Source organism: Roseateles sp. GW821-FHT09G03, from assembly GCF_059416045.1.
In genome coordinates this window covers 722,687-735,993 of record NZ_JBWKOK010000001.1, presented here as the reverse complement: position 1 = coordinate 735,993, position 13,307 = coordinate 722,687, and the positions used below count along the sequence as shown (strand labels likewise).

The following is a 13,307-nucleotide window of genomic DNA, read 5'->3' as shown; positions in this document are numbered from 1 at the left end:
GCCGACCGTCGTCGATCGCGAACACTCGCGCATCGTCGACAGGATCGCGCGGTCGCCCGCCACCTGCTTGTGACGGACTCTAGGAAAGCGGCGCTTTCAGCCGGCTTTCAGCGTGAACGGAATTTCCGTCGACGCGTGCAGCGGAAGCCGCAGCGTGACGGTGGTGCCACGCTCCAGGCCGTCGGCGTCCAGGCGCGCGGCGGCGACCTCCATGTCGCCGGAGTGGCGGCGGGCGATCGCCCGCACGATCGCCAGGCCCAACCCCGAACCCGGCAGGTCGACATTGCTGCCGCGGAAGAAGCGCTCGCCCGCGCGTGGCCGCTCATCGGCGGGAATGCCGGGGCCGTCGTCGACGACGCGGATCACGGCGTTGCCCCCGTCCTTCGTGTTCGTCCCGTTCTTCCCACCGTCGCCGCCCTCGCCGCTCTCGCCGCCTTCCTCGTGCGCAGCCTGGCGCTCCACGCCGACCTGCAGCGTCACGGCGCCGCCGCGCGGCGTGTAGCGCAGCGCGTTGTGCAGCAGGTTCAGCAGCGCCTCGCGCAACTGGCCTTCATGACCCAGCACAACGATGTCCCCACCCGCGTGGTCGAAGCCGAGATCGATGCCCTGCTCCCGCGCGAACGGCCAGGATTCGCGCGCGCAGCGATCGGCCAGCCGGTCCAGCGCGAGCGGTGTCATCGCCACGGCCGCGGTATCCGCGCGGGCCAGCGCCAGCATCTGGTTGGTGCGCCGCACGGTGTCGTCGATCTGGCCCTTGAGCGCGGTCAGCGCCTCGGCGAGCAGTGCCGGATCGCGCTCCCGGCGCGCGTAACCCACCATCGTCGCCAGGGTAGCCAGCGGCGTGCGCAGCTGGTGCGAGGCGTCGTCGACGAAGCGCCGGCGGCCGTCGATCAGTTCGCGCTGCCGGGCGAGGTGATGGTTGATCGCGCGCACCAGCGGCGCGGCGTCGGCGGGCACTTCCGTCTCGTCGACCGGCGAGAGATCGTCGTCGGCGCGCGCCTCGACCTCGCGCCGCAGCCGGTCCAGCGGACGCAGCGCCCAGCCGATCACCAGCGCCAGCGTGCCGGCGACGATGGACACGGTCAGCAGGTCGCGCCACACCGCCTGCATCAGCAGCGCGCGCGAGAACGCGTTGCGTGAGTTCGTGCTCTCGGCCACCTGGATGACCAGGCGCCGCCCGGGGCGTTCGGCATCGAGTTCGCGCGCCCAGGCGCCGACCCGGACCGGCGCGCCGAAGTACTCGGCATCGATGAAGCGCGGCACGCCGGTCTTCAGCGGCTGGCCCGGCAGCGGCAGACCGGCGTTGCCGATCTCGACGAGGCCGTCCTCGGTGCTGACGCGGAAATAGACCTGGCCGCTGGCGGTGAGCTCGAAGAACTCCAGCAGCCGGTACGGCATCTCGACGGACAGGCCGCCGGTCTCGGTCGACACGTTGCTGTCGATGGCCTTGATGGCACCGAGCAGCGAACGGTCATAGGCGGAGTTGGCCGCCTGCAGCGCGGTGCCCCAGGTCAGCGCCAGCTCGATGCCGACGGCGGCCAGCATCACCGGCAGCACCAGCGCGAGCAGCGTGCGGCGGACGCTGAAGCGATGCCATCGGGTCGGCAGCGAGGGCCATCGGAGGCCGGGGCGTTTCACATCGCTTCCAGCACGTAACCCAGGCCGCGCAGCGTGGTGATGCGCACCTTGCCGGACTCGATGCGGCGGCGCAGCCGGTGGACGAGGACCTCGACCGCTTCGGGCCGGACGTCCTGTTCGTCGGAGAACAGCCGCTCCAGGATTTCCTGCTTGGACATGGGCTCGCCGCTGTGCTGGATCAAGGTGCGCAACACCGCGTGCTCACGCGGCGACAGCGCCAGCGGCTCGCGGTCCAGCGTGAACAGCTTGGAGGCCGCGTCGTAGACCAACGGGCCGCAGGCGAAGCGCGGCTGATCGCGGCCGCGGGAGCGGCGGATCAGCGCGATCAGCCGGGCTTCGAGTTCCTGCAGCTCGAAGGGCTTGGCGAGGAAGTCATCGGCGCCCTCGTGCAGCGTGCTGACACGTTCCATCAGCGAGTCGCGCGCGGTCAGCACCAGCACGGGCACGCGCGAATCGGCGTCGCGCAGCCGGGCCAGCACCTCGTGACCGCCCAGGCCGGGCAGCCCGAGGTCCAGGATCATCGCGTCATAACGCGTGGCGGCCAGCTGGTTCAGCACCAGCCGGCCGTCGTCGACCCAGTCGACGACGAAATCGTTCTGGCCAAGGGCCTTCACCAGCCAGTCGGCCAGGGGCTTTTCGTCTTCGACGAGGAGGATCCGCATGGCGCGCGATGCTAGCGCGGCGGTTTGCGGGGTCGGCTAGTGTCTTTCCACATGGATCCCCTGGCCCGATCAAGCTTCAGTTGCCGCCGAGGACTCCCTTGCCTTATTGCGACGTCGAATCGCCTTTTCCTCGTCGGTATCCAGATACCCCATTCGACCGGCGACATAGAAAATCGTGCCAAAGAAGATCATGTAAAAGACAAAGGCTGCGAAGCCGCCGATCAATAGTTCAGACAACATTGAACCCCCTTCCGAGAAGGTAGTAGTGAAAATAAAGATTGGAACCAACAAATGCCCACATCGTCATGCATGTGACCACGCGGGCGACAAATGAGGCGCGCTGATCCGAGGGCGTCATGAATGTCGGCTCAATCCAGCGGACAATGACCAGCCAAATCAGGAATGACAAGAAGATCAGCGCCGGCGTGATCGCCGGAAGAAGCTGCCTGACGGCCGCATTCGGCACATAGCAAGCCAGATCCTGTATGCCAATGGCAATCGCGCCGTCGAATGCAAGAAGCATCAGCGCCCAGTCTGCGGCCGAGCTTTTCAAGGCCTGCTCTCCTCGCAGAATCAGATTCAACGCCCAGGTCGCCGCGGCGGGTATGGTGCCCGCCAGCCAATAAGTCAAAGCCTCCGCGGTCATCGCGTCTCCAAGTACTGCAGATGACGACGATCCTAGAACTGCCCGGAGGGCTCAAAAACGAGCCGACCCCGCGTTTTGCGAGGTTCTTGCCATCAAAATGATGCAAACAGGTAGTCCGGCGTGATCGCGGGACAAAGTGGGGCCAGCGAACCGCGCCTGAAGCGTCGCGGATCGATGGAGAAATACCCCTGATCAGCCGTGTCGCAGGCAGAACCGCCGGCCGCCTTGCGTGGTGCCCGTGCCGTCTCCCGACGGCACGAGTTCCCGCCGCACCGCGGCCGCGAAACTCGCCAGGCTGGCGCTGCGCAGCGCCAGGAACGGCACCTGGTGCCGCTCGCTGAGGCGCTTGAGGTTCAGCGCCGAATCGTGATCGATGCAGTCGACCGGGAACACCACCAGGTCCGCGCGCGGCAGCAGCGACGCCAGCAGGCCCTTGCGGGTCTCGAGGCCGCCGTCGTGATGCAGGAACTCGCCGTCGCGGCCTTCGACGAAATCGCGGATCGCGGGCGTGGAACTCGGTCGTCCGCCGACATAGAGGATGCGACGCCCCGCCAGCAGCGCGGAGCCGTCGCTGCCCGCGTCGGGGGTTCCCGCGCTCAGCCGCTGAAGCTCGGCCTCGGCGGCGGCCAGTTCCTCGGCTTGCGCGCGAGCATGTGCCTGCGTGCGCTCCAACTGGGCTCTCAAGCTGTCCATCTGCCGGACGGCGTCTTCGGCCAGCCGCTCCGCGCGCTCGCGGCGCTCGGTCTGCAACGCGACCTGCGCGAGAAGATCACCCGCCGATGCAGGCACGTCCGGGATCGCGGCCCGGACCTCGGCCAGTTGCCGTTCGAAGTCGACCGCCTGCTGGCGCAGTTGCTCCGCCATCCGGTCGCGCTCCTGCAGCGCGTCGTTCCGGCGCGCCTGCTCGCGCGCCAGCCTGTCTTCCAGATCGGCATGTCCCGTCTCCAGCGCGACGAAGCGCTGCAGGTCATGCCGGTTCGCCGACGCCATCAGGTGCGAGAGCATGTGCACCTCGCCGAACACCGCCTGTCGCAGCGCGACGGTCACCGCCTTGTGGGTCAGCACGGCCCAGTACGCGCCCTGGACCTCGCCGCGCCGCCAGGCCTCGCGCCAGGCGGCGTCCAGCGCGGCCTCATCCGCAGCGGCGGACATCGTCCGGACCGCACCGGCATGTCGCTGGTCGAGCGCCTTGTGCAAAGCCTTCGACACGTCGCCGCCCTGCGGTGCCAGGGACACCGCGGTGTGGTGGACGTCCAGGTCGCTCATCCCCGTCACGTCGACGTGTCGGCTCATCAAACGGCGCAATTCCACCGTCCCCAGACAATTCCCGATCACCGAGCAATGCAGGTGGGGATCGAGCTGATGGAGCCGTGCGCGGCTCGCCGTCGACGTCCCGCTCAGCCCGTCCTGTTCCGCCGGCCCGTGCGGATCGGTGACCCGACTCGCCTCCAGCGCGGACGGCGCTTCCTCGTCGCAGCAGGCGATGGGGGTCAGTCGTCCCGGGCGGTCCGCGCCGGCGAGCGCGGCCCGTCCACCGGGACTGAGCTTGAAGGGAGGTTTGTGCATGGCGGGCAACGGCTGACGACGCTTCGCAATATACCGGTGAATATTACGAAACGCGTGTCGCCGCCTGCCAGCGGCGGGTCGACCCCGCTCAGGCGGACAGGCCGCGCGTCGCGTCGATTGTCGCGATCGCCTCGACGGTGTCGCCGTGGCGGACCAGCCAGCTGACCTTCTCCAGCTGGCGCAGGTCGCGCGAGTTGTCAGGATCGCGCTGCGCCATCAACTGACGGCGCACGTCGCGCAACAGGTGCATCGCGTTGTCCTGGTGATCGCAGTAGAGCTCGACCTGCACCGCGCGCAGCTGCTGCTGCACCATCGCGCGGCGCTCCGATCGGCGCGCCATGTCATCGGGATTCGTCGAGGCCTGGGCCGACGCCGCGGCAAACGCGGCAACCATGGCGAGGATCGGGGTGGACTTGCTCATGTGCATCTCCTGCGGCTCGGCGGGCTCCGCGCCGGTGGCGTCTTGTGAAGGCGTCGCCGTGGGCCGCGGGGCCCGTCGGGCCGATTGCGTCAAACATCGTGTTGCCCTGGGCGTAAGGTGCGCCCACCGAATTAGGGTGTGCTTAAGAAATCGCTCGAACGGGCGTTGGAAAGCCCGTCGCGGCGCAGGACGCCCCGGGTTTTACGCGGCGGCAACGTCGTCGTCACGGACCGTCACAGGCGTCGCCAGGATCGTCACGGTTGCGCCGCTTTGTATGCCAGTGTGTCCGCCACCCGCCTTGACATGTGCCGCACCAATTCACCGGGACCGTCACACATCGTCGATACATCGGACCGGTGCAATGCGGGTCATGCAGCAAGTGACGCTGCGCCACTGGAGTCCGACATGCCCCCGACCACCGATCACGTCCAAGTCCTCTACACCGCCCACACGCACACCACGGGCGGCCGCGACGGCCGCGGCCAGTCCGACGACGGCCGCCTCGACGTCCAGCTGGGGTCGCCAGGCACATCGCGTCCCGGCACGAATCCGGAACAGCTCTTCGCGGTCGGCTGGTCGGCCTGCTTCATCGGCGCGATGGGTCTGGCCGCCCATGCGATCGGCGTCCGCCTGCCGGCCGAGGCGGCCGTCGACGCGTCGGTCGATCTCAACAAGGGCGCCGACGGCTATTTCCTGAGCGCCAAGCTGCGGGTCAGCCTGCCCGGCCTGCCGCGCGACACCGCCTACGAGCTGGTCAAGCGCGCCCATGAGACCTGCCCCTACTCGAAGATGACGCGCGGCAACATCAACGTCGGGCTGGAACTGGTCTGACGCGGCCCCGCTCCGGAGGATGCGCTTCATGAAGCGATGGCTGTTCGCCCTGCTCTTCCTGTTCGGCGGCGCGGCGCATGAAGTGCGTCATCCCCTGCAATGCACCGCCATCACGAGCGCGGCGGGATCGTCAGGAAAACGCAGGTCTGCCCGCTGAGGGGCGCGCGTCGTCGGTGGGTATAGTGACTTTCACCGTCACCCTGCCACGCGCGCCCTCGGCCATGAGCCCCGAATCCTCCGCCGTTCCTCCGGCCGCCCCCGCCGCCTTCACGATCCAGGCCTTCTACGACGAACGGACGGGCACCGTCAGCTACGTGCTGGCCGACCCGGCGACCCGCGAAGCCGCGATCGTCGACCCGGTGCTGGACTTCGATCTGAAGTCCGGTCGCACGTCCACGGTACACGCCGACCGCGTGTTGGCGCACATCGCGCAGGCCGGACTCACGGTGCAGTGGATCCTCGAGACCCACGCCCATGCGGATCACCTGTCGGCGGCGCGGTATCTGCAGGCGCACGTCGGGGGACGCATCGCCATCGGCGAGCACATCCGCGAGGTGCAGGCGGTGTTCCGTAAGCTCTACAACCTGGAGCGCGATTTCCTGCCCGACGGCCGCCAGTTCGACCACCTGTTCCGCGACGGCGAGACCTTCATGGTCGGCGGCATCGAGGCGCGGGCGATGCTCGTGCCGGGACACACGCCGGCCTGCATGGCCTACGCGATTGAAGGCGGTGGCGAAGGCGGCGGCGGGGACGCCGTTTTCGTCGGCGACACCATGTTCATGCCCGACGTCGGCACCGCGCGCGCCGACTTCCCCGGCGGCGACTCGGCGACGCTGTACCGCTCGATCCGCCGCCTGCTGGCCTTGCCGGCCGCCACGCGGCTCTTCGTCTGCCACGACTATCCGCCCGCAGGCCGCGCGCCGGCCTGGGAAACGACGGTCGCCGACCAGCGCGCCCGCAACATCCACGTCCACGACGGCGTGAGCGAAGCCGAGTTCGTTGCGCTGCGCAACGGCCGCGACGCCCAGCTCGAGGTGCCGGCGCTGATCCTGCCGTCGATCCAGATCAACATCCGCGCCGGCCAGCTGCCGCCTGCCGAGGACAACGGCATCAGCTACCTGAAGATTCCGCTGAACACCTTGAGCCGGCAGTGATCAGCGCTTCGGCCCGCCCTCGGTCCCGGCCGGAGCCGAAGACCTTCATCCTCAGTCAGCGCCTCATAGTGCCTGAGCACCTGCTCCGCGCGCAGGGCCACGCCGTGGGTATCGATCCCGGCGTAGTGGCACAACCGCTCCAGCGCGCCACGATCTCCTCCCACCAGTTCCAGGAATGCGCCGTCGATCAGACGCCCGAGGTGGGCGCGCCTGAAGTCCCGGTAGGCGTGCTTCTCCTTGAAGAAGTCGAGCACGGCCGCGTCGGAGACCTCGGGGAATGGCGGACTGGTGAAGGCCGACTCGTGGTCGATGGAATGCAGGCCGCCGTGCCGGTCGATCAGGACATTCTTCATCCGGCTCGGGGAGCGCGGCCCCCGCGCGCCCCATTCGTCGAAGCGATCCCCGTGGCCGACGATGAAGTCGAAGACGCTGAGTCCGTCGCGGCGGTACTTGCCGAGCAGGGTTCGCGCATCGTCGGAATCGCCCAGGGGATGGAACGCATCCTGGCAGGCGAGCCTGGCCCTGCCCGTGTCGATCTCGGGCGTGACGATCGTGCTGCGCGTGCCCGCCGCCGACGTCAGGATGGTGGGCCGGGGCGCAAAGGCCCGCCCCACCAGCAGGCCGATGCGATGGACCATCTCCTCCTTGCGGGCCTCGGCCTCCTGGGTCAGGGCGCTCTCGGCATCCGGCACCGAATCCCCCGTCTTCACGATCATGCGCCGTCCGTCCTCCAGCTGGACGAGCTTCACGTCGTTCGTGCTGGAGAGATCCTGCAGCGTCCGCGCCCGCCGCAGCTGTCCGGGACTGACCGCATCGGGCGTCGAAGCCCTGCCGCCCGCGTCTGCCGGATCAACGCGGCGGTGGTGGGAAAAGAAGTGGGCGCCGATCTTCATGCGGCCATCCGCGGTGGTTGGGATGGCGAGTCAGTCCCGCACGAACGGCTTCGCGTCGGGAGACACCGCGCCCCGGCGTGAACCCGTTCACGCCAGGGCCGGGCATCAATGCCCGGCGGCGCGGGTCAGGTCTTGATCCCGATCGGCGTCGACGGGAAACGGTGCCAGCCACGCCAGCAGGATCGGCGGGATCGAGAACACCAGCACCCAGCCGAAGAAGCTCGCGTAGTGCTGCCCCACGCCCGCGTACAGCCAGCCGCTGACGCTGCCCGTGGCCCATTTGGTCAGCGCCATCACGCCGGTGGCCATCGCGTAGTGCGTCATCTTGAAAGGCCCCGGCGCGATCTGCTGCATCATGTAGAGCATGTGCCCGACGGAGCCCATGCCGAAGCCGAACTTCTCGATCGCGACCACGGCGCCTATCCACCACAGGTCCGTCGGCAGCGCGTGGCTGAGGTAGTAGTAGGTCAGGTGCGGCAGGTTGAGGGCGATCGCCAGCAGCAGGAACGAGCGCCGCAGCGTCATCTTCGCGGCGATGAAGCCGCCGAGGAACGCGCCCGCGATGAACGCGATCGTGCCGGCGCTGCCGTAGATGTGGCCCAGTGCCGCGTTATCCAGGCCGAGCCCGCCCGCCGTGCGCGGATCCAGCAGGAACAGCGGCCCGAACTTCTCGATGAAGCCCTCGCCGAAGCGGTAGAAGAAGACCACCGCCAGCATCATCCAGATCGACGGCTTCTGGAACAGCGTGATCCACGACTGCCGCAGCGACACCATCGCGCTGGCCAGGTCCTGCCCCTGCACCGCCGAGGGCGCGCCCGGCGGCAGGACGCGCAGGTGCCACAGGCCGAAGCCGCCCATCATCGCGGCCGCGCCCAGCATCACCGCCATCCAGCACTGCACCCAGCTCCAGCCCAGCGAGCCGTGCAGCCAGCCGGTCAGCGACACCAGCAGCCCCGAGGCCACCACCGCGCCGAGGTTCCAGCACATGCCCTGCACGCCGGCGTAACGCGCCTGCTCGGGCGGGCTCATCGTCGTCATGAAGACGCCGTCGGCCACGATGTCCTGCGTCGCCGAGGCGAAGCCCGTGATCCAGAAGAAGGCCAGCGACGCGCGGAAGAAGCCGTCCAGCGGCAGGCAGAACGCGACGGCGCCGATGGACGCCATCATCAGGAACTGCATCGCGATCACCCACCAGCGCTTGGTCCGGTAGGGTTCCAGCAGCGGCGACCACAGCGGCTTGAGCACCCACGGCAGGTACATCTGCGAGGTGTAGAGCGCGATGTCCTCGTTGGACACGCCCAGGTTCTTGTACAGGATGGCCGCGACCAGACCGACCAGCACGTTCGGCAGGCCCATCGCCAGGTACACGGACGGCACCCAGGTCAGCGGATGACGGACGTGCGCCACCACCGCCTCGCCGCCCGATGCCTCTCCCGGCGACGCATCTCCAGGACGCGGATGGGCACCGCCACCGGCGACCTGGGAAAGATCTGCACTCATCAACTTGTCTCCTCTTGTGGGACGAAGCATAGAGCACGCTGACAACGTTGTCATACCCGGGCAATTGCGGAGAGGGCTGCCAGGGTCGTCGCCGGGCTGCTGCGGAACCGGGTCAGGTCGTGCGCCGTACGGTTTTCTCCTCTGGTGTGAACGACTGCGCGGCTGGTCGCCGGACGTGGGGACGAGGCGCTCACGCCGTCTTCATCACCCCGTGATGGAAAGGTTTCTGAAGGCTCGCGGGCGCAACCTGCATTCACCTCTCGTAACACCCGGCCTCCCCCCGGTCAAGACCATGTCCTTCATCCGCAACTTCCGCATCGGCAAGCGCCTGGCGCTGGCCTTCGCCACCGTGCTGGTGCTGCTGTGTTTCATCGCGGCGTTCGGCATCCAGCAGATGGCGCGCATCAACGACAACGTGCAGGACCTCAACACCAACTGGCTGCCCAGCGTCGCCAAGCTGGCCGACATGCAGGACGCCGCCAACGAAACGCGCCGCCTGTCGCTGCGCGGCGCGCTCGAGATCGAAGACGGCGCCCGCGCCAAGCTCATTCAGCAGCATGACGCCTCGGTCCAGGCCTTCGACAAGGCGGCGCGCGAGTACGAGCCGTCCATCACCGGCGACAAGGAACGTCAGCTCTACGGCCAGATCCGCGACGCCTGGAAGGCCTTCCTCGAGTCCGACGCCGAACTGCAACGCGCCGTCGCCGGCGGTGACGCGCAGCACGAGACCGCCCGCAAGCTGGCCGGCGGCAACTCCTCCGCCCTGTTCAGCGCGCTGGCCAAGGCGGTCGACGTCGATGTCGCCTTCAACCGCGATGGCGGCGACCAGGCCGCCAAGGACGCCGCCGCCTCGTACGCCAGCGGCCTGCGCGTGACGCTGGTCGCGGTCGCCGTGGCGCTGGCCATCGGCATCGCGCTGGCGTTGCAGGTGACCCGCTCCATCACCACGCCGATCGCCGAGGCGGTTCGCGCGACCGAGGACGTCGCCGCCGGCGACCTCACCGTCCGGATCCACGCGGAGGGCCGTGACGAACCCGCCGACCTGCTGCGCGCGATGGCCCGCATGGTGGAGCAGCTCGGCCGCCTGGTCGGCCAGGTGCGCGACAGCAGCGAGAGCATCGCCAACGGCTCCAAGGAGATCGCTCAAGGCAACGCGGACCTGAGCTCGCGCACCGAGACCCAGGCCAGCAGCCTGCAGCAGACCGCCGCGTCGATGGAGGAGCTGACCAGCTCGGTCGCGCAGAACGCCCAGTCCGCCGGGCAGGCCAGCCGCATGGCGGCCGACGCCTCCGGCGCCGCTGGCGAAGGCGGTCACGCCGTGAGTGCCCTGGTCGAGACCATGCAGGGCATCAGCGACGCGTCGCGCCGCATCGGCGACATCATCGGCACGATCGACGGCATCGCCTTCCAGACCAACATCCTCGCCCTGAATGCCGCCGTCGAGGCGGCCCGGGCCGGCGAGCAGGGCCGCGGCTTCGCCGTCGTCGCTTCCGAGGTGCGCGCGCTGGCGCAGCGCTCTGCCGCCGCCGCCAAGGAGATCAAGGACCTGATCCAGGCCAGCACCCAGCGCGTGGACACCGGCGCCCGCCAGGCGCAGAGCGCCGGCGAGGTCATGCAGCGCGTGGTCGCGCAGGTGGGTCAGGTCGACACCCTGATCCGCGAGATCTCCGCCGCCACGCAGGAGCAGAACGGCGGCATCCAGCAGGTCGGCGACGCCGTCACCCACCTGGACCAGGTCACGCAGCAGAACGCGGCCCTGGTCGAGGAAAGCGCCGCCGCCGCCGAGAGCCTCAACAGCCAGGCCCAGCAACTGGCGAAGCTGGTGAGCCAGTTCCGCGTCAGCGCCACCGCCTGAGCCCACCCCGCCACCGTCCTCGGTCGCAGCCCTCCCCAAGGTCCTCGGTCGCAAAACCGTCGCAGTACGACGCTGATTAGGGACGGCAGGTCGCGGGGTCCTGGTGCTTGACGCCAGGGCCCTGCGACCTGGCGGCCAACGCCCGGGCCTTCAAAGAGGCGTTCTCGCCCGGGGTCCCCCGATTACCTAAGTCACCACCCCGAAGCCCCCCCGCTGGCTATCCTTTCTTCCGGTCAAGAAGGACAACCAGATGCTCACGCCGCGTTCGGGACACCAAACCACCCAATCCCTCACTCGCAGGGCTGCTGTTGCGGCCCCGCTGGCCATGGGGGCGTTGCTCGCCCTGGGTGCCCTGGGGGGATGTTCCTCCCTCGACAAGATCAACCCCTTCTCCAGTTCGGAGAAGCCGACCGAGGTGACCAAGGGCAGCATCCAGGCTTCGGCCCAGGTGAACCCGAGCGTCACCAAGCGTCCCTCCCCGCTGCTGGTGCGGGTGTATGAACTGAAGTCGGACGTCGGTTTCAATGCGGCCGACTTCGTCAGCCTGTACCAGAAGGACCAGACCGAGTTGGGCACCGAGCTCGTTTCCCGCGAGGAGATGACGCTGCAGCCCGGTGAGGCGCGTCCGTGGACGAAGAAGACGCTGTCGCCCGAGACCCGCTTCATCGCGGTCTTCGCCGCCTACCGCGACCTGGAGCGTGCGCGCTGGCGCGCCGTGGTGCCGGTGGTCGTCGGCCGGAAGCAGGAGATCCTGATCCAGGCCGATGAGTTGTCGGTCAGCGCCACGGTCAGGCTGCCGTGAGCTGGCACAGCAAGGTCATCTGGTCGCAGGGCATGTTCCTGCTGCCGCACCATTTCCAGCAGGAGACCCGTTACCTCGAGCACCTGGTGGACAGCCGCGCCCGCGCGCTGGCGCCTCACGGCTGGGGCTTCACCGAACTCGTGCTCGACGAGGCGCTGCTGAGCGTCGGCCGGCTGGGCATCGTGCGCGCCAGCGGCATCCTGCCCGACGGCACCCCGTTCCAGATTCCCCAGGCCGACGCCGCGATGGCGCCCCTGGAAGTGCCGGCGGACCTGAAGGGCGACATGGTCGTCCTCGCCGCGCCGATCGCGCGCCCCGGTACCGACCAGGTCGCGTTCAACGGCCATGATGCCGGTGAACTGCACCGCTATCACGTCGTCGACCAGGACCTGCGCGACCAGACCAGCGCCGGCGACGAACCCGAACCCGTCCAGACCGGCGCGTTGACGCTGCGCCTGCTGCCCGCGCGCGAGTTGAACGACGCCTACGCCGCGCTGGGCGTGGCCCGCATCGCCGAACGCCGTGCCGACCAGCAACTGGTGCTGGACCGCAGCTACATCCCGCCCCAGACCCGCATCGACGCCAGCGGCCACCTGTCCGCGATGGCCTCGCTGCTGCACGGGCTGGTGCGCCAGCGCGCGCAGCTGCTGTCGTCGCGCATGGGGCAGCTCGGCAACGGCGTGTCCGAACTGGCCGACTTCCTGATGCTGCAGGCGTTGAACCGCGCCGACCCGCTGTTCCGCCAGCATGCGGCCTCCCCGCACGTGCATCCGGAAACGCTGCACCGCGACTGCCTGCAACTGGCCGGCGACATGGCCACTTTCGTCAGCGACACGCGCCTGGCGTCCGAATACCCGCTGTACCGCCACGACGACCTGCGCGGCAGCTTCGCCCCGCTGCTCGAGGACCTGCGCCGCATGCTCAGCGTCGTGCTGGAACGCAACGCGCTGCAGATCGACCTGACCGAACGCACCCATGGCGTGCGCACCGCCGTCGTCCCCGACGCCGACCTGCTGCGCAGCGCCAGCTTCGTCATCGCGGTCAACGCGCAGGTGGCCGCCGAACAGCTGCGCCAGCGCTTCCCCGCGCAATCCAAGCTGGGCCCGGTGGACCGCATCCGCGACCTCGTCAACCTGCAGCTGCCGGGCATCAGCATGCGCGCGCTGCCGGTGGCGCCGCGCCAGTTGCCGTTCCACGCGGGCTTCCACTATTTCGAGCTGGACCGCGGCGGCGAACTCTGGAAGCAGCTCGAGCGCAGCGGCAGTCTGGCGCTGCACGTCGCCGGCGATTTCCCCGGACTGGAACTGGAGCTCTGGGCCATCCGTCAGTGATCGCCGCA

General features: G+C 68.9%; 14 protein-coding genes. 6 read left to right on the top strand and 8 right to left on the bottom strand.

The features are described from left to right. Window positions 1–96 precede the first annotated feature (96 nt). The 6 genes from AC07OZ_RS03300 to AC07OZ_RS03275 all read right to left on the bottom strand — a co-directional run bounded on the left by AC07OZ_RS03300 (window position 97) and on the right by AC07OZ_RS03275 (window position 4,933). Window positions 97–1,638, bottom strand: coding sequence for a sensor histidine kinase (locus AC07OZ_RS03300; RefSeq protein ID WP_495465725.1), 1,542 nt, complete (start codon window positions 1,636–1,638; stop codon window positions 97–99). Continuing rightward, window positions 1,635–2,300 (bottom strand): response regulator, encoded by a 666-nt coding sequence (locus AC07OZ_RS03295; RefSeq protein WP_495465724.1) that lies wholly within the window; start codon window positions 2,298–2,300, stop codon window positions 1,635–1,637. Before AC07OZ_RS03295 ends, AC07OZ_RS03300 begins: the two co-directional genes overlap by 4 nt. Before the next feature lie 69 nt (window positions 2,301–2,369). After that, window positions 2,370–2,540 (bottom strand): hypothetical protein, encoded by a 171-nt coding sequence (locus AC07OZ_RS03290; RefSeq protein ID WP_495465723.1) that lies wholly within the window; start codon window positions 2,538–2,540, stop codon window positions 2,370–2,372. Continuing rightward, entirely contained in the window at window positions 2,530–2,946 is a 417-nt protein-coding gene (locus tag AC07OZ_RS03285) for a hypothetical protein (RefSeq protein WP_495465722.1), read from the bottom strand. The genes AC07OZ_RS03290 and AC07OZ_RS03285 overlap by 11 nt, the downstream gene beginning before the upstream one ends. A gap of 192 nt (window positions 2,947–3,138) precedes the next feature. Continuing rightward, window positions 3,139–4,512, bottom strand: a complete 1,374-nt coding sequence (locus tag AC07OZ_RS03280; protein WP_495465721.1) for a DUF2325 domain-containing protein — start codon at window positions 4,510–4,512, stop codon at window positions 3,139–3,141. Between the two features lie 88 nt (window positions 4,513–4,600). Further along, window positions 4,601–4,933 (bottom strand): hypothetical protein, encoded by a 333-nt coding sequence (locus AC07OZ_RS03275; RefSeq protein ID WP_495465720.1) that lies wholly within the window; start codon window positions 4,931–4,933, stop codon window positions 4,601–4,603. A gap of 405 nt (window positions 4,934–5,338) precedes the next feature. Here AC07OZ_RS03275 and AC07OZ_RS03270 point away from each other — a divergent pair, with 405 nt between their 5' ends. The 3 genes from AC07OZ_RS03270 to AC07OZ_RS03260 all read left to right on the top strand — a co-directional run bounded on the left by AC07OZ_RS03270 (window position 5,339) and on the right by AC07OZ_RS03260 (window position 6,918). After that, entirely contained in the window at window positions 5,339–5,764 is a 426-nt protein-coding gene (locus AC07OZ_RS03270; protein ID WP_495465719.1) for an organic hydroperoxide resistance protein, read from the top strand. 28 nt (window positions 5,765–5,792) lie between these two features. Then, window positions 5,793–5,921 (top strand): hypothetical protein, encoded by a 129-nt coding sequence (locus tag AC07OZ_RS03265; RefSeq protein ID WP_495465718.1) that lies wholly within the window; start codon window positions 5,793–5,795, stop codon window positions 5,919–5,921. A gap of 64 nt (window positions 5,922–5,985) precedes the next feature. After that, window positions 5,986–6,918, top strand: coding sequence for an MBL fold metallo-hydrolase (locus AC07OZ_RS03260; protein WP_495465717.1), 933 nt, complete (start codon window positions 5,986–5,988; stop codon window positions 6,916–6,918). Here the strand turns inward: AC07OZ_RS03260 and AC07OZ_RS03255 are convergent. Further along, complete coding sequence (locus tag AC07OZ_RS03255; protein WP_495465716.1) at window positions 6,879–7,811, bottom strand: hypothetical protein; 933 nt, start codon at window positions 7,809–7,811, stop codon at window positions 6,879–6,881. The two genes, AC07OZ_RS03260 and AC07OZ_RS03255, sit on opposite strands and share 40 nt — an antisense overlap. A gap of 105 nt (window positions 7,812–7,916) precedes the next feature. Continuing rightward, window positions 7,917–9,311: an MFS transporter gene (locus tag AC07OZ_RS03250; RefSeq protein WP_495465715.1), complete on the bottom strand. Its 1,395-nt coding sequence runs from the start codon at window positions 9,309–9,311 to the stop codon at window positions 7,917–7,919. Between the two features lie 292 nt (window positions 9,312–9,603). Here AC07OZ_RS03250 and AC07OZ_RS03245 point away from each other — a divergent pair, with 292 nt between their 5' ends. The 3 genes from AC07OZ_RS03245 to tssK all read left to right on the top strand — a co-directional run bounded on the left by AC07OZ_RS03245 (window position 9,604) and on the right by tssK (window position 13,299). Next, a complete protein-coding gene (locus AC07OZ_RS03245) occupies window positions 9,604–11,166 on the top strand; it encodes a methyl-accepting chemotaxis protein (RefSeq protein WP_495465714.1) in 1,563 nt (520 codons plus the stop codon). Window positions 11,167–11,491: 325 nt separating this feature from the next. After that, a complete protein-coding gene (tssJ, locus tag AC07OZ_RS03240; protein ID WP_495465713.1) occupies window positions 11,492–11,968 on the top strand; it encodes a type VI secretion system lipoprotein TssJ in 477 nt (158 codons plus the stop codon). Then, a complete protein-coding gene (gene tssK / locus AC07OZ_RS03235) occupies window positions 11,965–13,299 on the top strand; it encodes a type VI secretion system baseplate subunit TssK (protein WP_495465712.1) in 1,335 nt (444 codons plus the stop codon). The genes tssJ and tssK overlap by 4 nt, the downstream gene beginning before the upstream one ends. Window positions 13,300–13,307 lie beyond the last annotated feature (8 nt).

What these genes read in the sequence shown, in the direction of transcription:
- AC07OZ_RS03295 (WP_495465724.1), bottom strand. Translation starts at nt 2,300, where the DNA reads ATGCGGATCCTCCTCGTCGAAGACGAAAAGCCCCTGGCCGACTGGCTG.
- AC07OZ_RS03290 (WP_495465723.1), bottom strand. Translation starts at nt 2,540, where the DNA reads ATGTTGTCTGAACTATTGATCGGCGGCTTCGCAGCCTTTGTCTTTTAC.
- AC07OZ_RS03285 (WP_495465722.1), bottom strand. Translation starts at nt 2,946, where the DNA reads ATGACCGCGGAGGCTTTGACTTATTGGCTGGCGGGCACCATACCCGCC.
- AC07OZ_RS03280 (WP_495465721.1), bottom strand. Translation starts at nt 4,512, where the DNA reads ATGCACAAACCTCCCTTCAAGCTCAGTCCCGGTGGACGGGCCGCGCTC.
- AC07OZ_RS03275 (WP_495465720.1), bottom strand. Translation starts at nt 4,933, where the DNA reads ATGAGCAAGTCCACCCCGATCCTCGCCATGGTTGCCGCGTTTGCCGCG.
- AC07OZ_RS03270 (WP_495465719.1), top strand. Translation starts at nt 5,339, where the DNA reads ATGCCCCCGACCACCGATCACGTCCAAGTCCTCTACACCGCCCACACG.
- AC07OZ_RS03265 (WP_495465718.1), top strand. Translation starts at nt 5,793, where the DNA reads ATGAAGCGATGGCTGTTCGCCCTGCTCTTCCTGTTCGGCGGCGCGGCG.
- AC07OZ_RS03260 (WP_495465717.1), top strand. Translation starts at nt 5,986, where the DNA reads ATGAGCCCCGAATCCTCCGCCGTTCCTCCGGCCGCCCCCGCCGCCTTC.
- AC07OZ_RS03255 (WP_495465716.1), bottom strand. Translation starts at nt 7,811, where the DNA reads ATGAAGATCGGCGCCCACTTCTTTTCCCACCACCGCCGCGTTGATCCG.
- AC07OZ_RS03250 (WP_495465715.1), bottom strand. Translation starts at nt 9,311, where the DNA reads ATGAGTGCAGATCTTTCCCAGGTCGCCGGTGGCGGTGCCCATCCGCGT.
- AC07OZ_RS03245 (WP_495465714.1), top strand. Translation starts at nt 9,604, where the DNA reads ATGTCCTTCATCCGCAACTTCCGCATCGGCAAGCGCCTGGCGCTGGCC.
- tssJ (WP_495465713.1), top strand. Translation starts at nt 11,492, where the DNA reads ATGGGGGCGTTGCTCGCCCTGGGTGCCCTGGGGGGATGTTCCTCCCTC.